Origin of the sequence: Luteimonas sp. J29 (genome assembly GCF_000472505.1) — a bacterium.
Taxonomy (GTDB): domain Bacteria; phylum Pseudomonadota; class Gammaproteobacteria; order Xanthomonadales; family Xanthomonadaceae; genus Luteimonas.
On record NZ_AWZR01000002.1, the window covers coordinates 467,627 to 490,484 of the forward strand.

General features: G+C 73.1%; 22 protein-coding genes. 12 read left to right on the plus strand and 10 right to left on the minus strand.

What is annotated here, in order from left to right; translation table 11 throughout:
• Positions 1 to 21: 21 nt before the first annotated feature.
• From LUTJ29_RS0104935 to LUTJ29_RS0104955, 5 genes are all read right to left on the minus strand, one after another.
• Entirely contained in the window at positions 22 to 1,671 is a 1,650-nt protein-coding gene (locus LUTJ29_RS0104935) for an NAD(P)/FAD-dependent oxidoreductase (protein WP_051322702.1), read from the minus strand.
• 29 nt (positions 1,672 to 1,700) lie between these two features.
• Entirely contained in the window at positions 1,701 to 2,810 is a 1,110-nt protein-coding gene (locus LUTJ29_RS16180) for a UDP-N-acetylglucosamine--N-acetylmuramyl-(pentapeptide) pyrophosphoryl-undecaprenol N-acetylglucosamine transferase (RefSeq protein ID WP_043740391.1), read from the minus strand.
• Between the two features lie 68 nt (positions 2,811 to 2,878).
• Positions 2,879 to 3,151, minus strand: a complete 273-nt coding sequence (locus tag LUTJ29_RS0104945) for a GIY-YIG nuclease family protein (protein ID WP_027071575.1) — start codon at positions 3,149 to 3,151, stop codon at positions 2,879 to 2,881.
• 211 nt (positions 3,152 to 3,362) lie between these two features.
• The gene (locus LUTJ29_RS0104950) at positions 3,363 to 4,319 is read right to left on the minus strand and encodes an alpha/beta hydrolase (protein WP_027071576.1); all 957 of its coding nucleotides are present in this window, start codon (positions 4,317 to 4,319) and stop codon (positions 3,363 to 3,365) included.
• Positions 4,320 to 4,385: 66 nt separating this feature from the next.
• The gene (locus LUTJ29_RS0104955; protein ID WP_232221149.1) at positions 4,386 to 7,073 is read right to left on the minus strand and encodes a glycoside hydrolase family 3 protein; all 2,688 of its coding nucleotides are present in this window, start codon (positions 7,071 to 7,073) and stop codon (positions 4,386 to 4,388) included.
• A 196-nt stretch (positions 7,074 to 7,269) separates the two neighbouring features.
• Here LUTJ29_RS0104955 and LUTJ29_RS16185 point away from each other — a divergent pair, with 196 nt between their 5' ends.
• Positions 7,270 to 7,938 (plus strand): DUF2242 domain-containing protein, encoded by a 669-nt coding sequence (locus LUTJ29_RS16185; protein ID WP_051322703.1) that lies wholly within the window; start codon positions 7,270 to 7,272, stop codon positions 7,936 to 7,938.
• Here LUTJ29_RS16185 and LUTJ29_RS0104965 read toward each other — a convergent pair whose 3' ends face one another.
• A complete protein-coding gene (locus tag LUTJ29_RS0104965; RefSeq protein WP_027071578.1) occupies positions 7,939 to 8,148 on the minus strand; it encodes a hypothetical protein in 210 nt (69 codons plus the stop codon).
• A 103-nt stretch (positions 8,149 to 8,251) separates the two neighbouring features.
• The gene (locus LUTJ29_RS0104970; RefSeq protein ID WP_027071579.1) at positions 8,252 to 9,400 is read right to left on the minus strand and encodes an MFS transporter; all 1,149 of its coding nucleotides are present in this window, start codon (positions 9,398 to 9,400) and stop codon (positions 8,252 to 8,254) included.
• A 112-nt stretch (positions 9,401 to 9,512) separates the two neighbouring features.
• On the opposite strand from LUTJ29_RS0104970, the gene LUTJ29_RS0104975 reads away from it, so the two are divergent.
• The gene (locus LUTJ29_RS0104975) at positions 9,513 to 10,343 is read left to right on the plus strand and encodes a polysaccharide deacetylase family protein (protein ID WP_144774386.1); all 831 of its coding nucleotides are present in this window, start codon (positions 9,513 to 9,515) and stop codon (positions 10,341 to 10,343) included.
• A gap of 93 nt (positions 10,344 to 10,436) precedes the next feature.
• Here the strand turns inward: LUTJ29_RS0104975 and LUTJ29_RS16190 are convergent, their stop codons facing one another.
• Positions 10,437 to 11,447 (minus strand): Gfo/Idh/MocA family oxidoreductase, encoded by a 1,011-nt coding sequence (locus tag LUTJ29_RS16190; protein ID WP_051322704.1) that lies wholly within the window; start codon positions 11,445 to 11,447, stop codon positions 10,437 to 10,439.
• Positions 11,448 to 11,705: 258 nt separating this feature from the next.
• On the opposite strand from LUTJ29_RS16190, the gene LUTJ29_RS16195 reads away from it, so the two are divergent.
• Together LUTJ29_RS16195 and LUTJ29_RS0104990 are read left to right on the plus strand one after the other, a co-directional pair.
• Positions 11,706 to 13,043, plus strand: coding sequence for a serine hydrolase domain-containing protein (locus LUTJ29_RS16195; protein WP_084524660.1), 1,338 nt, complete (start codon positions 11,706 to 11,708; stop codon positions 13,041 to 13,043).
• Between the two features lie 72 nt (positions 13,044 to 13,115).
• On the plus strand, positions 13,116 to 13,562 hold the full coding sequence (locus tag LUTJ29_RS0104990) for a GFA family protein (RefSeq protein WP_027071581.1): 447 nt from the start codon (positions 13,116 to 13,118) through the stop codon (positions 13,560 to 13,562).
• Here LUTJ29_RS0104990 and LUTJ29_RS0104995 read toward each other — a convergent pair.
• Positions 13,559 to 14,086, minus strand: a complete 528-nt coding sequence (locus tag LUTJ29_RS0104995) for a pyridoxamine 5'-phosphate oxidase family protein (RefSeq protein WP_027071582.1) — start codon at positions 14,084 to 14,086, stop codon at positions 13,559 to 13,561. The genes LUTJ29_RS0104990 and LUTJ29_RS0104995 overlap by 4 nt on opposite strands.
• Before the next feature lie 167 nt (positions 14,087 to 14,253).
• Between LUTJ29_RS0104995 and LUTJ29_RS0105000 the strand changes: the two genes are divergently transcribed.
• Positions 14,254 to 14,457, plus strand: a complete 204-nt coding sequence (locus LUTJ29_RS0105000; protein WP_027071583.1) for a hypothetical protein — start codon at positions 14,254 to 14,256, stop codon at positions 14,455 to 14,457.
• Between the two features lie 48 nt (positions 14,458 to 14,505).
• Here the strand turns inward: LUTJ29_RS0105000 and LUTJ29_RS0105005 are convergent, their stop codons facing one another.
• Positions 14,506 to 15,489, minus strand: coding sequence for a LysR family transcriptional regulator (locus LUTJ29_RS0105005; protein WP_027071584.1), 984 nt, complete (start codon positions 15,487 to 15,489; stop codon positions 14,506 to 14,508).
• A 235-nt stretch (positions 15,490 to 15,724) separates the two neighbouring features.
• Here LUTJ29_RS0105005 and cysG point away from each other — a divergent pair, with 235 nt between their 5' ends.
• The 7 genes from cysG to cysW all read left to right on the plus strand — a co-directional run bounded on the left by cysG (position 15,725) and on the right by cysW (position 22,816).
• Positions 15,725 to 17,164: a siroheme synthase CysG gene (cysG, locus tag LUTJ29_RS16200; RefSeq protein WP_043740395.1), complete on the plus strand. Its 1,440-nt coding sequence runs from the start codon at positions 15,725 to 15,727 to the stop codon at positions 17,162 to 17,164.
• A 27-nt stretch (positions 17,165 to 17,191) separates the two neighbouring features.
• The gene (gene cysK / locus LUTJ29_RS0105015) at positions 17,192 to 18,169 is read left to right on the plus strand and encodes a cysteine synthase A (protein WP_027071585.1); all 978 of its coding nucleotides are present in this window, start codon (positions 17,192 to 17,194) and stop codon (positions 18,167 to 18,169) included.
• A 26-nt stretch (positions 18,170 to 18,195) separates the two neighbouring features.
• The gene (locus LUTJ29_RS16205) at positions 18,196 to 18,402 is read left to right on the plus strand and encodes a YezD family protein (RefSeq protein WP_043740397.1); all 207 of its coding nucleotides are present in this window, start codon (positions 18,196 to 18,198) and stop codon (positions 18,400 to 18,402) included.
• A 95-nt stretch (positions 18,403 to 18,497) separates the two neighbouring features.
• Positions 18,498 to 19,973, plus strand: coding sequence for a porin (locus LUTJ29_RS0105025; RefSeq protein ID WP_051322705.1), 1,476 nt, complete (start codon positions 18,498 to 18,500; stop codon positions 19,971 to 19,973).
• Positions 19,974 to 19,996: 23 nt separating this feature from the next.
• Positions 19,997 to 21,010 carry a sulfate ABC transporter substrate-binding protein gene (locus LUTJ29_RS0105030; RefSeq protein WP_027071587.1) on the plus strand — a complete coding sequence of 338 codons (1,014 nt, stop codon included), beginning with the start codon at positions 19,997 to 19,999 and terminating at the stop codon, positions 21,008 to 21,010.
• Between the two features lie 89 nt (positions 21,011 to 21,099).
• Positions 21,100 to 21,966, plus strand: a complete 867-nt coding sequence (cysT, locus tag LUTJ29_RS0105035; RefSeq protein ID WP_027071588.1) for a sulfate ABC transporter permease subunit CysT — start codon at positions 21,100 to 21,102, stop codon at positions 21,964 to 21,966.
• Positions 21,959 to 22,816, plus strand: a complete 858-nt coding sequence (gene cysW / locus LUTJ29_RS16210; protein WP_051322706.1) for a sulfate ABC transporter permease subunit CysW — start codon at positions 21,959 to 21,961, stop codon at positions 22,814 to 22,816. Before cysT ends, cysW begins: the two co-directional genes overlap by 8 nt.
• Positions 22,817 to 22,858 lie beyond the last annotated feature (42 nt).

Genomic DNA, 22,858 nt, shown 5'->3' on the forward strand with positions numbered 1-22,858 from the left:
CGGGCCGTCGTGTGTGTCTTCCTAGTGCGGGCGCGGACGACGGCGCAGGTCGCGCAGGATCTCGCGCGCGGCGTTGCGTCCCGGCAGCCCGGTGACGCCGCCGCCGGGATGGGTCCCGGACCCGCACAGGTACAGGCCGGGCAACGCGCCGCGATAGCGCCCCTGCCCCAGCAGCGGGCGGGCGCTGAACATCTGGTCGAGGCCAAGCGCGCCGTGGAAGATGTCGCCGCCGACCAGGCCGAACTCGCGCTCGAGGTCGAGCGGCGAGAGCGCGCGGTAGCCGAGCACGCTGCGCGCGAAGTTCGGCGCCACCGCATCGACCGTGTCGATCATGAGCCTGGCCACCGTGTCGCGGTGCGCGTCCCAGCCGCCGTCGGGCAGCTCCGGGTTCACGTGCTGGCAGAACAGGCTGGCGACATGGCACCCGGGCGGCGCCAGCGTGTCGTCGAGCGCGGACGAGATCACCAGCTCCACGATCGGCGCGCGCGCCCAGCCCGGGTTGTGGGCGCGCGACTTCGCATCGAAGTACGCGGCCTCGAAGTACCGCAGCGAAGGCCCGACCAGGATCCCGCTCTGGTGGTGCGGCTGCAGCTGCGTGCCGGGCGCGGCGATGAAATCGGGCAGCTCCGACAGCGCCACGTTCATGCGGAACGTGCCCGAGCCGCAGCGGTAACTGGCGATCCGGCGCGCGGTGTCCCCGTCGAGGTGCTCGCGCGGCACCAGGCGCGTGTACAGCAGCTTCGGGTTGAGGTTGGACACCACGGTGGCCGCGCGCAGTTCGCGGCCGTCCTCCAGCGCCACGCCCACCGCGCGGCCACCGCGTACCAGCACGCGCTCGACCGCGGCGCCGGTGTGGATGCGCACGCCGCGCGCCGCGCATTCGCGCGCCATCGCCTGGGTGATCGCGCCCATGCCGCCGATCGCGTGCCCCCAGGCGCCCTGCTTGCCGTTGACCTCGCCGAACACGTGGTGCAGCAGCACGTAGGCGCTGCCGGGCGTGTACGGACTGGCGAAGTTGCCGACCACCGAGTCCCAGCCCAGCGCCGCCTTGAGCGGTTCGCTTTCGAACCACTGGTCGAGCAGCTCGCCGGCCGAACGGGTGAACAGTTCCAACAGGTCGCGCCGGCCTTCGAGGTCGAGGCGGCCGAGGCGGCGCGCCACGTCCCAGGAGGCGAGCCAGTCCGACAGCGACAGCCTGCCGCCCACGTCCGGCGGCGTGCGCCGCGCCAGCTCGCGCAGCACGGCGACCACGCGCGTGAGCATCGCCTCGTACGCGGGCATGCGCTCGGCATCGCGCGGCGACCAGGCGGCGATCGACTCCAGGCCTTGCTCGCCGCCGAGGCGGAACGCGCGGCCGTCGGGCAGCGGCAGGAAGTTGGAGAACGGGCGCTCGACCACGCGCAGCCCATGCCGTACCAACTGCAGGTCCGCGATCACCGACCGGTCCAGCAGGCTGACGGTATAGCTGGCGGTCGAATTGCGGAAGCCCGGATGGAATTCCTCGGTCACCGCCGCGCCGCCGACGACGCCCCGGCGTTCGAGCACGGTGACCTTCAGCCCGGCCGCCGCGAGGTAGGCGGCGCAGACCAGGCCGTTGTGCCCGCCGCCGACCACGAGCACGTCGGCATCGTCGCGCAGCGGGGCGGATTGGAGTCCGGAGTCTTCCTGCATCACCCGATTGTAGGGCGATGCGGCAGGCCTCAGCCGGCGAGGACGCGTTCGACCAGGTCGGCCAGGCGCGCGGCCGCATCCGGACGCCCCAGCGCGGAAGCGGCGCGCGCGGCCTCTGCAAGTCGCGTGGGCGAGGCGAACAGTCCGCCCAGCAGCCGTGCCAGCGCCTCGGGCGTGAATTCCGGCTCCGGCACGTGCCAGCCCGCGCCGGCGTCGGCCAGGGTCTGCGCGTTGCGGCGCTGCTCCTCGCGCGAGCCGCCGTGCGGCAGCGGCACGAAGATGGCGGGGCGGCCGATCACCAGCAGGTCGGCCGCGGTGCTGGCGCCGGCGCGGGTGATGACCAGGTGCGATTCGCGCAGGCGATCGCCGATGTCGTGGAAAAACGGCTGCACCGCGGCGTCGATGCCCGCCTCGCGCAGTCGTGCGCGCAGCGCGTCGGGGTCGTCGCCGCGATACTGCAGCGACACGTGCAGGCGGCGGCGCAGGTCCTCCGGCAGCTGCAGCAGCGCGGGCGGCACCACCCGCCCAAACACCGCCGCGCCCTGGCTGCCGCCCACCACCAGCAGGCGCAGCGGGCCGTCGGCCGACAGCGGCGGATAGTCGCCGCGTGCACCGAGGATCGCCTGGCGCACCGGGTTGCCGGTCTGCACGATCCGCGCCGGATCGAAACCATCCGCGCCTTCCACGGTCGGAAACGAGGTCGCGAGCGCGGATGCGAACCGCAGCAGGCGCGCATTGGCCTTGCTCAGCCGCGTGGCCTGCTCGTGCAGCACCAGCGGCAGGCCGAGGCTGCGCGCTGCCAGTGCGGGGGCGAAACTGGGATAGCCGCCGAACCCGACCAGCAGCGCGGCGCGGCGCCGGCGCAGGTCCCGGCGCGAGCCAAGCACGCCGCGCAGGATGGCCAGCACCGCGCGCAGCTTTGCCGCGATCCCGCCCTCGAGCGAACTGGCCGGCAGCACCACGTGCGCCAGGCCGTCCAGCGCCCGGGTGTACTGCGCGCCGCGGCGTTCGGTATGGATCACCACGTCGTGGCCGCGCGCGAGCAACTCGCGCGCCAGCGCCTCGGCCGGGAACAGGTGGCCGCCGGTGCCGCCGGCGGCAAGGGCGATCGTGGCGCGGGGAACGGCGGGTGACGGCATGGCGCGGCGACGCGGAGTGGGCGCCGCACTATAGACCAGCGGCGCGCGGCGACGCCCGGGACGGGCCGTCAGCCCTCGTCCCCGGCGGCGAAGAAGGCCAGCTTGCGCCGGCGCGGCAGCTGCTTGAGCCGCCACTCCGCGCGCGAAGCGCTGGCGCGATCCGGATACGCGCGGCTGGCCAGCAGCCGCAGCGGACCGCGCCCGCGGGTGTAGCGCGCACCCGTGCCGTCGGCATGGGCCTGCAGGCGCGCGGGCAGGTCGTTGCTGATGCCGGCGTACCAGGTGCCGTCGCCGCATTCGAGCAGGTAGAGCCACCAGCAGCGGTCGGGGGCGGCGTGCATGGCCGTGACGGAAGAAGCGCGAACGCGGTGGGCGGATGGTACCGCCGGTGCGTGCGGCGGCGGGGCACCTGGAAAGGCGGGCATCGACCGCCTCGCAATGGAGGCGGGCCTCCCGGGGAGGCCGGTCGCGGCTGAAGCCGCTCCTGCGGGGGCGGAAACGCGAACGCCGCCGGGAGACGGCGGCGTCGCGTGGAGAAAAACGGCGAGGGGCCTACTTGGCGCGCGACAGGTAGCCGTGCATCCGCAGCCAGCTCACCCAGGCATCGAACCAGCCGGTGCTGGTGGTTTCCTTCTGGTACATGCCGAAGCCGTGGCCACCCTGCTCGTAGTAGTGGAACTCGACCGGACGCCCCGCCTTCTGCCAGCTCTCGACGATGCCGAAGCCCTGGTTGCTGAACAGGCCGTCGTCGGCGGCCAGGGCGACGAACATCGGCGGCGCGTCGGCCGGCACGTCGTTGACCGCCGAGATCGGCCCGTAGATGTTGCCGATGAAGGCCGGCCTGGCGTCCTCGCCGTGCAGCGCGGTGGTCAGGGTGAGCATGGCGCCGGCCGAGAACCCGATCATGCCGATGCGGTCGGGATCGATGTTCCATTCGGCGGCGCGGCTGCGCACCAGCGCGAACGCGGCGCGCGCGTCGGCCAGCTGCGGCTCGAGCATCTTCGCCGCATCGGCCGCGCCCGGATCGCGCGGCGGGCGCGGGCCCGACAGCATCTGCCGGATCGACTCGGCAAAGCCGTCGAGGTCGGCCGGGGTCTGGTTGAGCCGGTACTTGAGCACGAACGCGGCCACGCCGTGCCTGTTGAGCGCCCGCGCCACGTCCCAGCCCTCGTTCTCCATCGACAGCGAGCGGAAGCCGCCGCCGGGGGCCACGATCACGGCGGCGCCGGTGGCCTTGTCGGGGTCGGGGAGGAACGGCGTGAGCGTGGCCTCGGTGACGTTGCGGGCGAACACGCGCTCGTACTGGCGGTGCCAGCTCTCGGGATTGGTCGCGCCCGGCAGCGGACCGGTGCCGAGCGGGATCGCATCGGGCTGCGCCGGGGTCTCGATCGCCACCATGGTGTCGTCCTGCGCCACGGCGGCGCCGGCCCACAGCAGGAGGCTGCCGGCGGCCAGTGCCAGGCACCAGCGGTGGATGCGGCGATTGCCGCGGCTATTGCTCGAAGTCATGTCGTTGCTCCCTTGGGACATGGACGTGAAGACAACACCGGCGCGCCTCTCCGCACCGGCCACAGCTCACCGCGGCACGGGCCGCGGCCGATCATTGCGGAACGTCGCTGACTGCACCGGCACCCCGGTGCCCGGCTGGCCCGAACCGACCCAGACCCGGTGCTCGCCCGCCATCACCAGGCGCACGCCCGCCGCGTCCACCGCGCTCAGGTCGCGCGCATCGAGTTCGAACACCAGCGTGCGCCCCTCGCCCGGCTGCAGGTGCACCCGCTCGAAACCACGCAGCGCCAGCCGCGGCAGCCCCTCGCCCTCGGGGAACCCGAGGTAGAGCTGCGCCACCTCGTCGCCCGCGCGGGTGCCGGTGTTGCGGACCCGCGTGGTCACACGCAGCCCGTCCGCCGCCCCGCCGCGCGCGGCGGCGATCTCCAGCGGCGCGTACTCGAAGCTGGTGTAGCTCAGCCCGTACCCGAACGGGTAGACCGGCGTGCCGTCGAAGTAGCGGTAGGTGCGGCCGCGCATGTCGTAGTCGCCGAACGGCGGCAGGTCGTCCACCGAACGGTAGAAGGTCAGCGGCAGGCGCCCGCCCGGGTTGACGTGCCCGGCGATCACGTTCGCCACCGCCAGGCCGCCCGACTGGCCCGGATACCAGGCCTCGATGATCGCGTCGGCGTGCTCGCGCGCCCATGCCAGGTTGACCTGGCTGCCGTTCATCAACACCACCACCAGCGGCTTGCCGGTGGCGCGCGCGGCTTCGAGCAGCGCCTGCTGGTCGGCGAGCAGGTCGAGCGAAGTCTTGTCGCCGCCCTTGAAGCCGGGGACCTCGACCGGCGCCTCCTCGGCCTCGAGGTCCGAGGTCAGGCCCACCACGGCCACCAGCACGTCGCTATCGGCGGCGGCCGCGCGCATCTCCTCCAGCGGCGCGTCGGACACGCGCTTCCACAGCAGGCCGATGCCGGCGAGGATGCGCGCCTCGGTGACCACCCGGATCGGATAGCGGCGACCGCCCTCCAGGTGCACCGTCCCGAGCGTGGGCAGGCTGTTCCAGGACGCGCCGCGCAGGTCGACGAAAGGCTTGCCGTCGAACTCGAGTTCGCCGTTGAAGCCGCCCAGGCCAAGCCGGTAGGTGCCGGTCTCCGGCGGCACCAGGTAACCGGTCCACTCCACGCGGTGCACGTCGTGCACCTGCGCCAGGTCGAGGCTGCGCGAGTTCACGTCGGGCTCGACCCGGGTGACGACCGGTTCGCGGGCGAAGCCGGTGCGCTCGATCCAGGCGTCGAGCTCGCCGGGGGCGAAGCGCGCGGGCGGACGCTCGGCGGCGTTGAAGTAGCGCGCCAGCAGGCCGGGCTCGCCGTCGGGCGTGCGCAGCGCGCTGGTGGGAATCGGGTCGCCATCGGTCCAGGTGGCACCGAACGGGACATGGCGCACCTGCGCATCCGGCATCGCCCGGCGCAGTCCCTCGAGCACGGAGACCGGCGGCGCCGACTGGGGCGAGGAATAGTTGCCGCGCAGCACCCGGGTGGCGTCGCCCAGTGGGCCGATCACCGCGATCTTCGGCGCGCCCCGCAGCGGCAGCACGCCGTTGTTCTTCAGCAGCACCAGGCTCTTCTCGGCGGCCTCCAGCGCCAGCTCGCCGTGCGCGGGCGCGCCGACGTCCGCCGGCGAGGCGGTCTCGGTCGACAGCGGCCGCAGGCCCGGCAGGTCGCCGTTGCGCAGGCGGGCGGCGAACAGCCGCACCAGCGCGCGGTCGATGTCGGCCATGGTGAGCAGGCCGCGCGCCAGCGCCTCGCGGTAGGGCTGCGCCAGACCGGCGGTATCGGTGAGCGTGGCGCCATTGCACTCGCTGTCCACGCCCGCGCGCATCGCCGCCGCCACCGCCGCGGCCGGATCCGGCGCGAAGTGGTGGTGGCGGTGGATGTCGGTCACCGCGTCGCAATCCGACACCACGTAGCCACGGAAGCCCCAGTCGCCGCGCAGGATGTCGCGCAGCAGCAGGTCGCTGGCGCAGGCCGGCACGCCGTCGACGCGGTTGTAGGCGCACATGATCGAGCCCGCGCCGCCTTCGACGATCGCGGCGCGGAACGCCGGCAGGTAGGTGTCCTCGAGGTCGCGGCGCGAGACGTAGACGTTCGCTTGGTGGCGGGTCGATTCCGGGCCGCTGTGGACCGCGTAGTGCTTGGGCGTGGCGATCACGTCGTACAGGCCCGGCGCGTCCCCCTGCACGCCGCGCACGTAGGCCACGCCCATGCGCGCGGCCAGGAACGGATCCTCGCCATAGGTTTCCTGGCCGCGGCCCCAGCGCGGGTCGCGGAAGATGTTGATGTTCGGCGACCAGGTGTCGAGTCCCGTGCCGATGCGCCCGGTGCGGCCGGTCTGGCGCGCGAGCGCGTGCAGGCCGCGCACCTCGGTCGCGATCGTGGCGGCGACGCGCCGGACGAGCGCCGGGTCGAACGTGGCGGCCAGGCCGATCGGTTCGGGGAAGTTGGTGGTCGGCAGCGCGCCCATCGCGCCGTGCAGCGATTCGGTCCACCAGTTGTAGGCGGGGATGCCCAGGCGCGGGATCGCGGGCGCGGTGTTGATCAGCTGGTCGAGCTTCTCGTCGGTGTCGAGGCGGGCGACGATCTCCGCGGCCATCGCCTCGGCGCGCGCCTCGATGCGCGCCGCGTCGGCATCGCGCCCGGCCGCCGACGCGGGCGCCGCCAGCAGCAGCAGCGCGCACCACAGCCACCCACGCCATGCCCGGGACCGTGCGATCACTCCAGCCTCCCTCCACGCGCGGGCGTCGACTCGCGCCCGTGTCATCCCTACAGGTTGCACCAGCGCCGGTCCACGACCAATCGCAATCCAGTTCTCAGGCATAACGGTTTCGTGATGCGGGGCGTGGCGGCTCCGCGACACGCCGTGAATCCTGCGTTCATTCGCCTTGCATGCACTGCGGCATAGACTGGCCCGCGTGTCCCGATCCCGCTTCCACTTCCCCGCATCGACCCGTCGCGCAGCGGCTGCCACCGGTTGCATCGCCCTGCTCCTGGCCCTGTCGGCGTGCGGCGGCGGACGCGGTGGCCACCGGGCCGAGGCCCCGCCGCTGGGTGAGACCTTCGGCGCCGAGGACACCTACTCGCGCGAGTACCCGGTGCCGCCGGAGGTGGCCTGCGAGGCCGCCCGGCGCGCCCTGCTCGGCCAGGGCTACGTGATCGCGCGCGCCGACGGCGAAGCGGTCGAGGCGACCAAGGTGTTCCAGCCCGACTCGGACCTGCACACCCAGCTCAACCTGCGTGCGACCTGCGTGGAGCGCGCGGACGGCGGGTCGATCGTGTTCCTCAACGCGGTCCAGGACCGGCACGCGCTGCGCACCCAGTCCAGCTCGGCCAGCGTCGGCGTGAGCATGATCGGATCGGTCTCGCTGCCGGTGCCGATCGGCAAGAACGCCGACCTCGTGAAGGTAGGCAGCAACACGGTGCAGAACCGCGACTTCTACCGGCGCCTGTTCGACCGCGTGGCCTACTACCTGCCGGGCACGCCGCGCACCGCGCCTCCGCCGCCGCCCGAGGCCGAAGGCCCGCCGGATCCGGTCGGGCCCGCGCCACCCGCGCCGGACGAAGAGGCCGACGCGGGCGGTTGATCACCCGGCCCGCCGCTGCGGCGGCGCGGGCGGCGCCATCACCAGGTCCACGGCCAGGCCCGCGCGGTGCGCGCGGCGGGCGCACTTGCTCGCGTAGTCGTAGGCTGCATCGAGGCTGTTGAAGCAGCCGTCGACCACGCGGTTGCGGGTCACGGTCCAGCCGTCGCGCAGGTCGTGCCCCAGTTCGATCCGGATCCTGCCCTGTTCCACTGTGCACCTTCGCGCCGTTGCGGGGAGGCGCATCCTAGGCACGCGCGTGTGCAGGCCGCGTGGCCGGTCGGCGACGGTTCGATGACGCCGGGGCCGGGCCTGTTCACGCCCGCAGTTCGCGGCCGGCGGTGCGTGCGCCAAGCAGGGCGGCGAGCGCGAGCGCGACCGCCACCGCCAGCAGCGCCGCGGCCAGGCCCGCGCCGTCGGCGACGAAGCCGATCAGCGCCGGTCCCGCCAGCACTCCCGCGTAGCCGAGCGTGGTCACCGCCGGGATCGCCAGGTGCAGCGGCATCCGCCGCTGCCGTCCGGCGAGGCTGAACATCACCGGGACGATGTTGGCGCAGCCGATGCCCAGCAGCGCGTGCCCGGCGAGGCTGGCGCGCAGGTCCGGCGCCAACACCACCAGCGCCAGCCCGCCGGCGGCGAGCAGGCCGCCGATCGCGACCGTCGGCGCGCTGCCCACGCGCGCGATCACGCCGTCGCCCAGCAGTCGGGTGATGGTCATCGCCACGTTGAAGGCGACGAAACCCCACCCGGCCCTGGCCACGTCCACCTGCCGGACTTCGTGCAGGTACACCGCGCTCCAGTCGAGCATCGCGCCTTCGGCAAGGAAGCTCACGAAGCACACCGCGCCCACCACCGCGACCGCGCCGCGCGGGATCGCGAACACCCGCGTCCCCGCCGGCGCCCGGTCGGGACGCCAGGCCCCTGCCGCGCACGCGCACAGCACGGCCACCAGCGCGGCCACCGCCAGGGTCGTCGCCAGCGGGCCGCGCCCGCTGCCGAGCAGCAGCGTGGCCAGCAGCGCGCCGGCGAGGCTGCCGACGCTGTAGAAGGCGTGGAAGCCGGACATCATCGGCCGCGCGGCCTCGCGCTCGACCGCCACCGCCTGGATGTTCATCGTGCAGTCCATCGCGCCCATCGCCGCCCCCAGCGCCAGCAGGACCAGGCCCAGCAGGCGCGGGTCGGACGCCAGTGCCAGCAGCGGCAGGCACGCCACCATCAGCGCGGTGCTGGCCAGCATCACCCGCCGGCAGCCCTGGCGCGCGGCCAGCGCCCCGGCCAGCGGCATCGCCAGCAGCGAACCCATGCCCAGGCACAGCAGCACCAGCCCCAGGCCGGCCTCGTCCAGCCCCGCGCGCAGCTTGGCGTACGGCACCAGCGGCGCCCAGGTGGCGATCGTGAATCCGGGGATGAAGAAGGCGGCGCGGGTGGCGTGCTGCTGCGCGCGGCGCGGGTCGGGGACGGCCAAGGGCGTGCCTGCGAACGGGGACCCCACACCATAGCCGGCGCCGCGGCCCCGCGCTGCCCCGGCAGGCGCGCATCGTGCAACATGTGCGTTCCACCGGAGGGGATTGATGCACATGAGGATCCGATACCTGCTGGCTGCGGCCTTCGCGGCGGGGACCCTGGCGCTCGCGACCGCGGCGGCGATGCCGCCGCCCTTCCCGTGGCCCGACGGCCAGCGCGCGGCGGTCAGCCTGGCTTACGACGACGCCCTGCCCTCGCAGCTCGACAACGCGATCCCGGCGCTCGACCGGCACGGGCTCAAGGGCACCTTCTACCTGACCCTCGCCGCGGACACGGTGCGCGAGCGCATGGAAGAGTGGCGCGCGGCGGCGCGCAGCGGCCACGAGCTGGGCAACCACAGCCTGTTCCACCAGTGCTCGGCGCGCGGCGCCGGCCGCGAGTGGGTGAAGCCGGAGCAGGACCTGGACACGACCACCGTGGCCCGGATGCAGGCCCAGGTGGCGGTGGCCAACACCATGCTGCACGCCATCGACGGCAGCACCGAGTTCACCTACACCGCGCCGTGCGGCGACCGCGCCGCGGCCGACGGCGAGTACATCGCCGCGGTGGCGCCGATGTTCCTCGGCATCAAGCTCGTCGGCGGCGACGTGGTGCCCGACATGTGGGCGCTGGACCGCGCCGCGGTCCCGGTGACGGTGCCGGTGGACGCGACCGGCGCGGAACTGATCGCCCTGGTCGAGGAAGCCGGGCGCCGCGGCACGATGATCAACTTCACCTTCCACGGCATCGGCGGCGACCACCTGCCGGTCAGCAACGAGGCGCACGAGGAACTGCTGGCGTTCCTCGCCGCGAACCGCCACCTGTACTGGACCGACACCTTCCGCAACCAGATGCGCTGGGTGCGCGACCAGCAGGCGCGGGCCGGCGGCGGCCAAGGGCGGTAGGCAACACACACCGCCCCGATCCGGTGGCCGGCCGTGACGGGGCCACTGCACGAGGGGGGCCGGGCGCCCGCGTCGCGGGCGGCGCGGCCGCGGTCAGCCGCCCAGGCGCACGCGGCGGCCGGTGCGCGCCGCCTCGTAGATCGCCTGCATGATCCGCACGTCGCGCAGGCCCTCCTCGCCCGGCAGCCGCGCCGGCCGGCCTTCGAGGATCGACAGCGCGAAGTCGTCGAGCTCGGCCGCGAACAGGTCGGTGGGCGGATGCCGGATCTCGACCCCGTCGCTGCGCCGGCCGTGGTTGCCGTCGTAGAAGAACGCCGGGTCGAGTTCGAACCAGCCGCGCTCGCAGTCGACCCGCAGCGACTGCATGCCGCCGGCCCGGAAGCTGGTCGCACAGTGCGCCAGCACGCCGGAAGGGAAGCGCGCGGTCCAGACCATGGTCTCGTCGACCTCGGCGTACTTCTCCGCGTCGGTGGTGCTCGCCATCGCGGCGACCTCGACCGGCTCCTCCCCGGTGAGGTAGCGGCTGGCCTGGAGCGCGTAGATGCCCACGTCCACCAGCGCGCCGCCGCCGGCCAGCGCATGGCGCAGGCGCCACTGGTCCGGGCGGCCGACGTCGATCGAGAACGCGGCCTGCACCACCACCGGCGCACCGAACACGCGCTCGCGGGCCAGGCGGATGCATTCGACGTGGTGCGGGTCGTAGTGGCAGCGATAGGCGGTGCCCAGCAGCGTCCCGGCCTCGCGGCAGGCGTCGATCATCGCCTGGCAGCGTTCGACCGACACTTCCAGCGGCTTCTCGCAGAACACGTGCTTGCCGGCGCGCGCGGCGGCGATCGCGTGCGCGGCGTGCAGCGCATTGGGCGTGACCACGTACACGATGTCGATGTCCGGGTTGTCGGCCATGCGCTGCATGTCGTGGTAGCCGTACACCGCGCGGTCGGGCACGCCGTAGCGGGCCTGGAACCGGGCCACCTTGTCCGGACTCCCGCTGACCAGCCCGGCGAGCCTGCAATGCCGGGTCTTTTCGAGCGCCGGCGCGATCTGGTGTTCGCTGAGCATGCCCAGGCCACACAGGGCCACCCCGAGCCGGCGTTCGCCGCTCATCGTGCGTCCGTCCCGTGCGGCGGGCAGGCCACGGTGCCGGACGATGCAGCGGGACGGACGATCGGCATGGCGGCTCCGGTGGATGCTGGACGGGATGCCGGCGCAGGGCCCCGCCCGGTGCCGGCGCGATGATGCTAGCGCGCGTCGCGGCCGCCGTCCGCGCGCGACGCTGCGCCGCAGCGGGCGGCCGTCGCCATGCACGGCCATACTGTGGCCCGCGGCGCGCCCGCCGCATCCGCCATCCCACGGGAGTCCTGCATGAAGGCATACGTCGCGGCCGCGCTCGGCCTGCTGCTGGCCGCCTGCCAGCCCAACCCGTCCACCGCGCCCGACGCCGGCGCGGCTTCCGCCGACGATCCGCCGGCCCGCCCGCTGGTGGATCCCGAGCACATCGACGGCGTGCTGCGCGGCATGGTCGAACAGGACCGGGTCGTGGGCGTGTCGGCCCTGGTGTACGAGCGGGGGCGCGAGGCCTACTTCGGCGCCTTCGGCATGGCCGACCGCGAGGCCGGGCGGCCGATGCAGCGCGACACGGTGGCCCAGATCCATTCGATGACCAAGCCGGTCACCGGGGTCGCGCTGATGACGCTGTACGAGGAAGGCAGGTTCCAGCTCGACGATCCGCTGTCCCGGTACCTGCCCGAGTACGCGGACGTGCAGGTGTACGCGGGCGAGGATGCGGACGGCAAGCCGGTGCTGGTGCCGCCGGAGCGGCCGATCCTGGTGCGCGACATCCTGCGCCACACCGCCGGTTTCGCCGCCGCGTTCGAGGACGACGCGCCCGCGCGCCTGTACCGTGAAGCGAACATCGACACCCGCGAGATCACGCTCGAGGAGATGTCGCGCCGCCTCGCCGCCGTGCCGCTGGCGTACCAGCCGGGCACGCGCTGGCTGTACGGCATCTCGGTGGACGTGCAGGCCCGTCTGGCCGAGGTGCTGGCCGGAAAGCCGTTCGCGCAGCTGGTGCACGAGCGCGTGCTGGACCCGCTGGACATGCACGACACCGGCTGGTACGTGGAGCCGGGGCGCCGCGGACGGCTCACCGCGATGTACGAACTGCAGGACGGCGGCGGCTTCGAGCGCCTGCCCGACTCGCCCTGGCTCGAGAACGCGACCCGGGAATGGCCGATGAGCCCCGGCGGCTACGGCCTGGCGTCCACGCTCGACGACTACATGCGCTTCGCACGCATGCTCGCCAACGGCGGCGAACTCGACGGCGTGCGCATCCTGCGCCCGGAGACGGTGGCGCTGATGGCGCGCGACGACCTGCCCGACACCGTCGGCGACCGCTCCTGGCTGCCGGGCAAGGGCCAGGTGGGCTTCGGGATCGACTTCGCGGTCCGGCACTCGCCACCGGCGCACGCCGGCGAGGCCTCCGGCGCGGTCGGCGAGTTCTTCTGGGACGGATTCGCGAACACGCTGTTCTGGGTGGACCCGAAGAACGACATCGCCGCGGTGCTGTTCACCCAGTACATCCCGCCCGGCGGCACCGACCTGCACAAGCGCTTCCGCGACGCGGTCTACGTGCACGACGAAGAGGCCTCGTCCGCGAACAAGGGCCCGGCGCCGGACGCCCCGGAAAACGAAGGCCGGTAGCGCGGCCGCGGGCGTGTCGATCCGGCACGCCCGCGTTCGTCGTGGGAGCAGGACCACGACGGAGCAACACCCATGCTGGAGACGCGCCACGGCAGCTGCCACTGCGGCCAGGTCAGGTTCCGCTGCACGCTCGACCTCGCTCCGGAGGGCGAACGGTCACCGCAGCTGCGGCCCGGCCCCTGGTACGCCACCACCCTGCGCTGCACCTGCAGCTACTGCCGCAAGACCCGCATCTGGAAGGCGCACGTGCCGGCCGAGGCCTTCGAACTGCTCGAAGGCGCCGGCCTCGGCCGCTACCGCTTCGGCAGCGGCACGATCGAGCACTGCTTCTGCCGCAACTGCGGCACCACCACCTTCAGCCGCGCCGACTTCGAGGTGATGGGCGGACCCTTCGTGTGCGTCAACGTGGGCTGCCTGGACGACGTGCCGTTCGAGGAGCTGGAGCGCGCCCCGGTGCGGCTCGAAGACGGCGCCAACGACGACTGGGAGACGATCCCGGCGCACGCCGGCTGGCTCTAGCGGCCGCCCGGCGGTTCCCGGGTGACGCCGCCGCGCGCGTCCACGATCCGGTTCTCGCCCAGGGCCTCGTCGTCGCCGGTGACCCGGGCCACCGCGAAGGCGGCGGCCTTGCCGATCCAGCTGCCGGGGCCGTCCCAGTACTCGACGGTCTCGACCGCGACCTCGATCAGCACCAGGTCCGGGTCGTCCTTGCCACCGGGGAAGAAGGCCTTCATCGCATCGTTCCAGAAGCGCTCGATCAGCGCCCGGTCGCGCACCACGCGCGCCTGTCCGGCGACCGAGAGGTAGGTATTGGCATCGGCCGAGGCATAGGCGACGTTGACCGCCGGATGCTGCTGGATCTCGGCGACCTTGGGCGTGGAGGCGGAGGTCATGAACCACACCCGTTCGCCGTCGAAGTCGGCGCACTGGGTGGACAGCGGGCGGCTGTAGAGGCGCCCGTCGCCGCCGCGCGTGGTCAGCATGGCGATGTCGATCTTCTCCATCAGCCTGGCCAGGTGTTCGAGTTCCTCGGGCGTCGCCATGGGCCTGCTCCTGCAAACGGGAGGCGCAGTGTGGCCGCGGGACCTGCCCGCGCACCGTGAAGGATCCGGCGCGGGCGGTGCGTTAACGATGCCTTGGTGAATCCTTCACACACGGCTCCGCGCCCGCGGCTAGCGTGTGGGCATCGTCTCCACGGAGGCCATTGCGTATGACCCGGATCCTCTATGCCCGCGACGAGGCGGGGAACGAACACCGCGTGATCCAGCGCCTGGAAGCGGCCGGGGGCGAGGACGCCCACGGCGGCGCGCGCATGGTCTACACGCTCGAGGACGGCAGCCCGGTGCGCCGCGTCGACAGCGAGACCTTCCAGATCGTCAGCACCGGCGCCTACATCTCCGCCGTCGAGGCGTGATCGCGCGCCCGCGCGTGCCCCGCGGAACCGGCGCGCGCCGCGACCGGCCTAGAACGTGATCGGCTGGCTCAGGTCCTGCCAGCTCGGCGGGGGTGGCCAGTCGGCCTCGAGGTTGCCCTCCAGCACCCGGCGCAGGTCGCGGCGGTCGATCTGCGGGGCCACCAGGTGCACCAGGTGCAGCGCGTACTCGCGCAGCACCCGGCCGCGCGGGATCACCGCCCAGGTGATGCATTCGGGGATCTCGGCCGGCGCCGGCAGGATCCGCAGGTCCTGGTCCTCGCGCGGGCCGACCGCCATCTCCGCCAGCAGCCCGGCGCCGAGCCCGGCGCGGACATAGGTCTTGATCAGGTTGGCGTCGCGCGCGGTCATCGCCAGCTGCGGCTCGACGCCCGCCGCGACGAAGGCGCGGCGCATCGAGGAATCGGGCCGGGTCGAGGACTCGTAGCTGATCAGGGGGTGCCGGGCCAGTTCGGCCAGGCCCGGGGCCCGGTCGAGGCCGGCGAGCGGATGCGAGGCCGGCACCAGCAGCACCCGGCGCCAGGTGTAGAGCGGCACCGCCAGCCCGCCCTCGGGGACGCCGCCGGCGGTGCTGATCACCGCCAGGTCGGCGCCGTCCCTGAGCAGCTGCATCACCTCGCTGTCGCTGGCCGCCTGCAGGTCGACGTCGACCTGCGGGTACTCGCGCCGTACCCCGGCGATCGCCGGCGGCAGGACGTAGCGGGCCTGGGTGTGGGTGGTGGCCAGCAGCAGGCGGCCGGCGTGCTCGCCGCGCTCGTTGGCCGCGTAGCTGCGGATGTTGGCGACCTCGGCCAGGACCCGGCGGGCGTGCTCGATCACCTTGCGCCCGGCGGGCGCGATCCCCTCCAGGCTGCGCCCCTTGCGCACGAACAGCTGGAAGCCCAGCTCGTCCTCGAGCTGCTTGAGCTGCTTGGACAGGCCCGGCTGGGTCGCATGCACGCGCTCGGCCGCCAGGGTGATGTTGAGCCCGGCGTCGACGATCGCAACGAGATAGCGCAGCTGGGTCAGGGTCATCAAGGGCGGTCCCGCGGCGCTGGTTACGGCCGCAACTTCATCTTTCAATCGCGATGGAAAGATGGATTGCGGGGATCATAGCGACCGCGGGAACCGCTGTCCACGCGGGCTGCGGCGCTTATGCCCTGTCGGGGCAGCTTATGCCTTTGCGGCATATGCGCAGCACGCGTCGCCATTTCCGGTCGGGGCCCCGCGCTCGATAGCGTCACGGTCCACGCTGTCGCATGCCGTCCCGATGACCGATCCCGCCTCCCGCCGGCTGTTCCCGCTCTTCGCCGACCTGCGCGACCGGACGGTCGTGGTCGTCGGCGGCGGCGCGGTGGCCGCGCGCAAGGTCGAGGCCCTGCTCGGCACGGGCGCGCGCATCGTCGTGGTCGCCCCGGCGCTTGGCGAGGCGCTCGCCGCGCTGGTGGCCGACGGGTGCATCGACCATCGCGCCGGCCGCTTCGCGCCCGAAGCGCTGGACGCCGCCTGGCTGGCCATCGCCGCCACCGACGACCCGGACGCCAACCGCGCCGTGGCCGAGGCCGGCGAAGCGCGCCGGGTGTGGGTGAACGTGGTCGACGACGCGGAGCTGGCGCGGGTGCACCTGCCGGCGCGGGTCGAACGAGGTCCGCTGCAGATCGCGATCTCCAGCGGCGGCGGCGCGCCGATGCTGGCGCGGCTGGTGCGCGAGCAGCTCGAACGCCAGTTCGACCACTCGCTGGGCGCGCTGGCCGCGCTGCTGGCGCGCCAGCGCGCGCGGCTGCTCGCGCGCTGGCCGGACGCCGACGCGCGCCGGCGCGCGGTCGCGCGGCTGCTGTCCGGCCCGCTGCCGGGGCTGCTGCGTCGCGGCCGCCACATCGAGGCCGCGCGCGAGCTCGAGCGTGCGCTCGACGCCCCCGACGCACCGGCCCGCGGCCGGGTGGCCCTGGTCGGCGCCGGCCCCGGCGATGCCGGCCTGCTCACCCTGCGCGCCCTGCGGCTGCTGAACGACGCCGACGTGATCCTGCACGACCGCCTGGTCAGCGCCGAGGTGCTGGCACTGGCCCGTCGCGACGCGCTCCGGATCGAGGTCGGCAAGCGGGCCGGCCACCATGCCGTGCCGCAGGAGCGGATCCACGCGCTGATGGTCGAGCATGCGACCGCCGGCCGCCACGTGGTCCGGCTCAAGGGTGGCGACCCGTTCGTGTTCGGCCGCGGCGGCGAAGAGCTCCAGGCGCTGCGCGCGGCGGGCATCGACTACGAGGTGGTGCCCGGGATCACCGCCGCGGCGGCCTGCGCGGCGTACGCCGGCATCCCGCTCACGCACCGCGACCACGCGCAGTCGGTGCGCCTGGTCACCGCCCATTGCCAGGGGCCGGAGGACACCCTGGACTGGGCCGCGCTGGCCCGCGACCGCCAGACCCTCGCCTTCTACATGGGCGCGGCCCGACTGGAGCTGGTCCAGGCGCGGCTGCTGGCCCACGGCCGCGCGCCCGACACCCCGTTCGCGCTGGTCGAGAACGGCACCCGCCCGGAACAACGCGTCGTTTGCGGCCGCCTAACCGAATTGTCACACCTGGCCCGGCACCACGCCGTACAGTCGCCTGCCCTGCTGATCGTCGGCGAAGTCGCCGCACTGGCCGGCTCGCTGCACTGGTTCGGCGCCGCCCCGCTCGGCGCTCCCGCGACCCCCCTCGCGGACGCCGCCTGACCGTTCCACCCGCACCGAGGAACCACCATGGCCATCTACGAGAGCATCGTCGACACCATCGGCAACACGCCGACCGTCAAGCTGCACCGCATCGCGCCCAGGCACGTGACCGTGTACGCCAAGGCCGAATCGTTCAACCCGGGTGGCTCGGTCAAGGACCGCCTGGCGCTGGCGATCGTGCTCGACGCCGAGCGGCGCGGCCTGATCAAGCCCGGCGACACCATCGTCGAGGCGACCTCGGGCAACACCGGCGTGGCCCTGGCGCAGGTGGCGGCGGCGCGCGGCTACCGGTTCGTCGCGGTGATGGTGGAAACCTTCTCGATCGAGCGCCGCAAGCTGATGCGCGCCTACGGCGCCAAGGTGATCCTGACCCCGGCCGCCGAGCGCGGCACCGGCATGGTGAAGAAGGCGCGCGAGCTGGCCGAGAAGCACGGCTGGTTCCTCGCCTCGCAGTTCGCCAACCCGGCCAACCCGGCCTACCACCGCCAGACCACCGCGGCCGAGATCCTGCGCGACTTCGCCGGCCGGCGCCTGGACTACTTCGTCAGCGGCTGGGGCACCGGCGGCACGCTCACCGGCGTGGGCGAGGTGCTCAAGGTCGCGCGCCCGGAAGTGAAGATCATCGCCACCGAGCCGGCCGGTGCCTCGCTGCTGGGCGGCAAGGAGTGGGCGCCGCACAAGATCCAGGGCTGGACCCCGGACTTCCTGCCCGAGGTACTCAACCGCAACGTGCACGACGCGCTGGTGCCGGTGACCGACGACGAGGCGATCGACACCGCGCGCCGCCTCGCCGCCGAGGAAGGCATCTTCGTCGGCATTTCGGCCGGCGCCACCGTCGCCGCCGCGCTGCAGGTCGCCGCCAGCGCGCCGGAAGGCTCGGTGCTGCTGGCCACCCTGCCGGACACCGGCGAACGCTACTTCTCCACTCCGCTGTTCTCGCACCTCAACGAGGGTTCGGACGACGAGTGGCTGGCCGGCCTCGAAGGCGCGCGGGACGCGGCCTGATCCCCACCCCCACGGGCGTCGCCACCATGAGCCGATCCCCCGTTTCCCCCACCGCCCCCACCCCCAGGCCCGCCGCCGCCGACGAAGGCGGCCGCGGCTACCCGATCAGCGAAGCCGAACGCGCCGTGCTCGACGCCGTCCGCGACCTGGCCTACGGCCAGGTCGAAGTGGTGGTGCACTCGTCGCGGATCGTGCAGATCACGCGCAGCCAGAAGCTGCGGCTGAACGACTGACCGATGTCCCCCGCCTGCAGGCCGCCCACCCATCCCATCCACGGTGCCGACCGGACGACCGGAGGCGCTTCCCCAGAGATCCACGAGGAAACGCCATGCGATTGTCCCCATCCATCCCCGCCGGGGCGCCGCGGCTGCGACGCAGCCTGCTCGCCCTGAGCCTGGCCCTGGGCTCGGCCGCCGCCGTCGCCCAGGACACCGCCCCCACCCCCGAACAGATCGCCGAGCGCCTGCGCATCGTCGAACGCCGGCTGGGCATCGCCCCGGTCGAAGGCGCCGCGTCCGACGGGCTGGCCGAACTCGACCGTCGCCTGCGTGCGGTCGAGCAGGGACTGGACGAGCGCGACCGCCAGCAGGCGGTCGCCGCGAGCCAGCCCGCGCCGGCGCCCAGGCCGCAGCCCGAAGTCACTCTCGCCGCCGACAAGGGCGCCTCGATCCGCAGCGCCGACGGCAAGGTGCAGCTCAAGCTCGGCGCCCTGGTCCAGGCCGACCACCGCGTGTTCATCGACGACGACGAGCGGCCGCAGAACGACACCTTCCTGTGGCGCCGCATCCGCCCGACCCTGGAGGGCAGCTGGGGCGACCTGGTCGGCTTCCGGATCACCCCCGAGTTCGCCGGCGACAGCGCCTCGATCGTCGACGCCTACGTCGACCTCAGGTTCAGCCCGGCCGCCACCGTGCGCGCGGGCAAGGTGAAGGGGCCGGTCGGCCTCGAACGCCTGCAGGGCGGCGGCGCGACCGCGCTGGTCGAACGCGGCTTCCCGACCGAGCTGGCGCCCAACCGCGACCTCGGCGTGCAACTGCAGGGCGCGCTGGCGAATGCGCGGGTGAACTACGTGGTCGGCGTGTACAACGGCGCCCCCGACGGGCGCGACAGCCCGACCAGCAATCCCGATGGCGAGTTCGAGTTCGCCGGCCGGTTGTTCTTCGAGCCGTGGAAGGGCAGCGACGGCGCCCTCTCCGGCCTGGGCTTCGGCATCGGCGCCAGCACCGGCGACAAGCAAGGCGCCGGCAACAGCTTCCTGCCGCGCTACCGCACCCAGGGCCAGGCCACGTTCTTCAGCTACCTCGGCACCGTGGTCGCCGACGGCGAACACACCCGCTGGTCGCCGCACGCGTACTGGTACGCCGGTCCGGTCGGCCTGCTCGGCGAGTACATCCGCTCGAAGCAGGAGGTGGTCGACACCGCCACCGCCGCGCGCGCCTCGCTCGACCACTCGGCCTGGAGCCTCACCGGCAGCTGGGTGGTGACCGGCGAGAAGGCCAGCCATCGCGGGGTGAAGCCCAACCGCCCGTTCGCGCCGGGCGCCGAGGGCGGCTGGGGCGCGTTCGAGCTGGTCGCCCGCTATGGCGAGCTCGACGTCGACGACGCCGCGTTCCCGCTCTTCGCCTTGCCGTCGGCCTCGGCCTCCGAAGCCAGCGCCTGGGCCCTGGGCCTGAACTGGTACCTCACCGGCCACCTCAAGCTCGCGGCAAGCTACGGCCATACCTCGTTCACCGGCGGCGGCCCCGGGGGCGGCGACCGGCAGGACGAGAAGACCTTCTTCACGCGCGCCCAGTTCGCGTTCTGATCCCCCTTTCCGAGACCATGCACATGAAGACCACAACCAGGAATACCCTCGTCGCCCTGCTGATCGGCCTGTCCGCGGCCAGCGGCACCGCGTGGGCGCAGAAGCTCGAGCTGCTCAACGTCTCCTACGACCCGACCCGCGAGCTCTACGCGGAGTTCAACGAGGCGTTCAGGAAGAAATGGAAGGCCGAGACCGGCCAGGACGTGACCCTGCGCGCCTCGCACGGCGGCTCCGGCAAGCAGGCGCGCGCGGTGATCGACGGGCTCGAGGCCGACGTCGTCACCCTCGCCCTGTCCGGCGACATCGACGCGATCGTCGAGAACACCGGGCTGATCCCGAAGGACTGGCAGTCGCGGCTGCCGAACAACAGTTCGCCCTACACCTCGACCATCGTGTTCCTGGTGCGCAAGGGCAACCCGAAGCAGATCCGGGACTGGGGCGACCTGGCCAGGCCGGGCGTCGCCGTGATCACGCCCAATCCCAAGACCTCCGGCGGCGCGCGCTGGAACTACCTGGCCGCATGGGCGTGGGCCTCGCGCGAGCACCGCAAGGGCGACCTGGTGCTCGACTACCTCAGGAAGCTGTTCGCCAACGTGCCGGTGCTCGATACCGGGGCCCGGGGCTCGACCACCACCTTCGTCGAGCGCGGCATCGGCGACGTGCTGCTGGCATGGGAGAACGAGGCGCTGCTGACCCTGTCCGACCCGGCGGTGCGCGACCGCTTCGAAATCGTGTTCCCGAGCCTGAGCATCAAGGCCGAGCCGCCGGTGTCGGTGGTGGACGGCAACGTCGACCGCCGCGGCACCCGCAAGCTGGCCGAGGCCTACCTGCAGCACCTGTACTCGGCCGAAGGCCAGGCGATCGCCGCGCGCAACCACTATCGCCCGTCGCGACCGGAGCTGGTGCCGCCGGCGGCGATCGCGCACTTCAAGCCGATCCCGCTGGTGACCATCGACAACGCGTTCGGCGGATGGGCGAAGGCGCAGAAGCTGCACTTCTCCGACGGCGGCTTCTTCGACCGGATCTACCGTCCGTAACCGCGACCGGGGGCGCGTCCGTCGCTCCCGGCCGTGCCCCGGCCACCCACACCCGGCACGCCGCCACCAGAACCGGATCCGCCGCATCGATGAGTACCCTCGCCCTTCCCTACCTGTCGCGCCCGCGCTGGCGCCGCCCGTTGCCGGGGTTCGGCCTCAGCCTCGGGCTCGGCATGGCCTGGCTGGGCGCGGTGGTGCTGCTGCCGCTAGCGGCGCTCACGTTCCGCGCCACGGGACTGGGCCCCGACGGCTGGCTGCGCGCGCTCAAGGACCCGCGCGTGCAGTCGGCGCTCAAGGTGAGCTTCGGCACCTCGTTCGCCGCAGCGCTCGTCGCCCTGTTCGCCGGCGCGCTGGTGGCCTGGGTGCTGGTGCGCTACCGCTTCCCCGGCCGGCGCCTGCTCGATGCGCTGGTCGACCTTCCGTTCGCGCTTCCGACCGCGGTGGCCGGCATCGCCCTGACCGCGATCTACGCGCCCACCGGCTGGATCGGCCGGTACCTGGAGCCGCTCGGCATCCAGGTGGCCTACCAGCCCGCCGGCATCGTGGTCGCGCTGGTGTTCATCGGCCTGCCGTTCGCGGTGCGCACGGTGCAGCCGATCCTCGAGTCCCTCGGCCACGAGCAGGAGCAGGCCGCCGCCTCGCTCGGCGCCTCGCGACTGACCACCCTGCGCCGGGTGGTGCTGCCCGAGCTGCTGCCGGCGCTGCTGACCGGGTTCTCGCTCGCCTTCGCGCGCGCGCTGGGCGAGTACGGCTCGGTGATCTTCATCGCCGGCAACAAGCCGTTCCAGACCGAGATCGCGCCGCTGCTGATCACGATCCGGCTCGAGGAGTACGACTACAACGGCGCGATCGCGCTGGCGGCGCTGATGCTGGCCGCCTCGTTCGCCTGCCTGCTGGCGATCAACCTGATCCCGCTGGCGTTCCGCCACGAGCGCAGGAGCCGCCGCGATGGCTGACGCGCACGCGGGACACGGCCTGGAGACCCCGGCGTGGCTGCGCCGGCTGCTGATCGGCGCCGCGGTGCTGGTGATGGGGCTGCTGGTGGTACTGCCGCTGCTGATGGTGCTGCTGTCGGCCTTCGGCAAGGGCTTCGCCACGTGGTGGAACGCGCTGACCACGCCCGACGCGATCGCCGCGCTCAAGCTGACCCTGTTCACCGCGGCGATCGTGATCCCGGTGAACGCGGTGTTCGGCGTGTTCGCGGCCTGGTCGCTGACCCGGTTCGAGTTCCGCGGCAAGCGCGCGCTGCTGGCCCTGGTGGACCTGCCGTTCGCAGTCTCGCCGGTAGTCGCCGGCCTGTGCCTGGTGCTGCTGTTCGGCTCGCAGGGCTGGTTCGCCGACATCCTGCGCGAGCACGAGGTCAAGATCCTGTTCGCGCGGCCGGGCATCGTCCTGGCCACGCTGTTCATCACCTTCCCGTTCGTGGTCCGCGAGCTGGTGCCGCTGATGCAGCAGCAGGGTAGCGAGGAGGAGGTGGTGGCGCGCTCGCTGGGCGCGAACGCCTGGACCATGTTCTTCCGCGTCACCCTGCCCAACATCAAGTGGGGCCTGCTGTACGGCGTGCTGCTGTGCGGCGCGCGCGCGATGGGCGAGTTCGGCGCGGTGTCGGTGGTCTCGGGCCACATCCGCGGCCTGACCAACACCCTGCCGCTGCATATCGAGATCCTCTACAACGAGTTCGACAGCACCGGCGCGTTCGCGGTGTCCTCGCTGCTGGCGGGGCTGGCGCTGGTGACGCTGGTGTTGAAGTTCTGGTTGGAGTCCCGCCACAGCGACGGCCTCGCCTCGCACCGGAGGCATGCATGACGCGCTTCACGTCCATCGCCCGCGGCGGCGGTGAAGCATCTC

What these genes read in the sequence shown, in the direction of transcription:
- LUTJ29_RS0104935 (WP_051322702.1), bottom strand. Translation starts at nt 1,671, where the DNA reads ATGCAGGAAGACTCCGGACTCCAATCCGCCCCGCTGCGCGACGATGCC.
- LUTJ29_RS16180 (WP_043740391.1), bottom strand. Translation starts at nt 2,810, where the DNA reads ATGCCGTCACCCGCCGTTCCCCGCGCCACGATCGCCCTTGCCGCCGGC.
- LUTJ29_RS0104945 (WP_027071575.1), bottom strand. Translation starts at nt 3,151, where the DNA reads ATGCACGCCGCCCCCGACCGCTGCTGGTGGCTCTACCTGCTCGAATGC.
- LUTJ29_RS0104950 (WP_027071576.1), bottom strand. Translation starts at nt 4,319, where the DNA reads ATGACTTCGAGCAATAGCCGCGGCAATCGCCGCATCCACCGCTGGTGC.
- LUTJ29_RS0104975 (WP_144774386.1), top strand. Translation starts at nt 9,513, where the DNA reads ATGAGGATCCGATACCTGCTGGCTGCGGCCTTCGCGGCGGGGACCCTG.
- LUTJ29_RS16190 (WP_051322704.1), bottom strand. Translation starts at nt 11,447, where the DNA reads ATGAGCGGCGAACGCCGGCTCGGGGTGGCCCTGTGTGGCCTGGGCATG.
- LUTJ29_RS16195 (WP_084524660.1), top strand. Translation starts at nt 11,706, where the DNA reads ATGAAGGCATACGTCGCGGCCGCGCTCGGCCTGCTGCTGGCCGCCTGC.
- LUTJ29_RS0104990 (WP_027071581.1), top strand. Translation starts at nt 13,116, where the DNA reads ATGCTGGAGACGCGCCACGGCAGCTGCCACTGCGGCCAGGTCAGGTTC.
- LUTJ29_RS0104995 (WP_027071582.1), bottom strand. Translation starts at nt 14,086, where the DNA reads ATGGCGACGCCCGAGGAACTCGAACACCTGGCCAGGCTGATGGAGAAG.
- LUTJ29_RS0105000 (WP_027071583.1), top strand. Translation starts at nt 14,254, where the DNA reads ATGACCCGGATCCTCTATGCCCGCGACGAGGCGGGGAACGAACACCGC.
- LUTJ29_RS0105005 (WP_027071584.1), bottom strand. Translation starts at nt 15,489, where the DNA reads ATGACCCTGACCCAGCTGCGCTATCTCGTTGCGATCGTCGACGCCGGG.
- cysG (WP_043740395.1), top strand. Translation starts at nt 15,725, where the DNA reads ATGACCGATCCCGCCTCCCGCCGGCTGTTCCCGCTCTTCGCCGACCTG.
- cysK (WP_027071585.1), top strand. Translation starts at nt 17,192, where the DNA reads ATGGCCATCTACGAGAGCATCGTCGACACCATCGGCAACACGCCGACC.
- LUTJ29_RS16205 (WP_043740397.1), top strand. Translation starts at nt 18,196, where the DNA reads ATGAGCCGATCCCCCGTTTCCCCCACCGCCCCCACCCCCAGGCCCGCC.
- LUTJ29_RS0105025 (WP_051322705.1), top strand. Translation starts at nt 18,498, where the DNA reads ATGCGATTGTCCCCATCCATCCCCGCCGGGGCGCCGCGGCTGCGACGC.
- LUTJ29_RS0105030 (WP_027071587.1), top strand. Translation starts at nt 19,997, where the DNA reads ATGAAGACCACAACCAGGAATACCCTCGTCGCCCTGCTGATCGGCCTG.
- cysT (WP_027071588.1), top strand. Translation starts at nt 21,100, where the DNA reads ATGAGTACCCTCGCCCTTCCCTACCTGTCGCGCCCGCGCTGGCGCCGC.
- cysW (WP_051322706.1), top strand. Translation starts at nt 21,959, where the DNA reads ATGGCTGACGCGCACGCGGGACACGGCCTGGAGACCCCGGCGTGGCTG.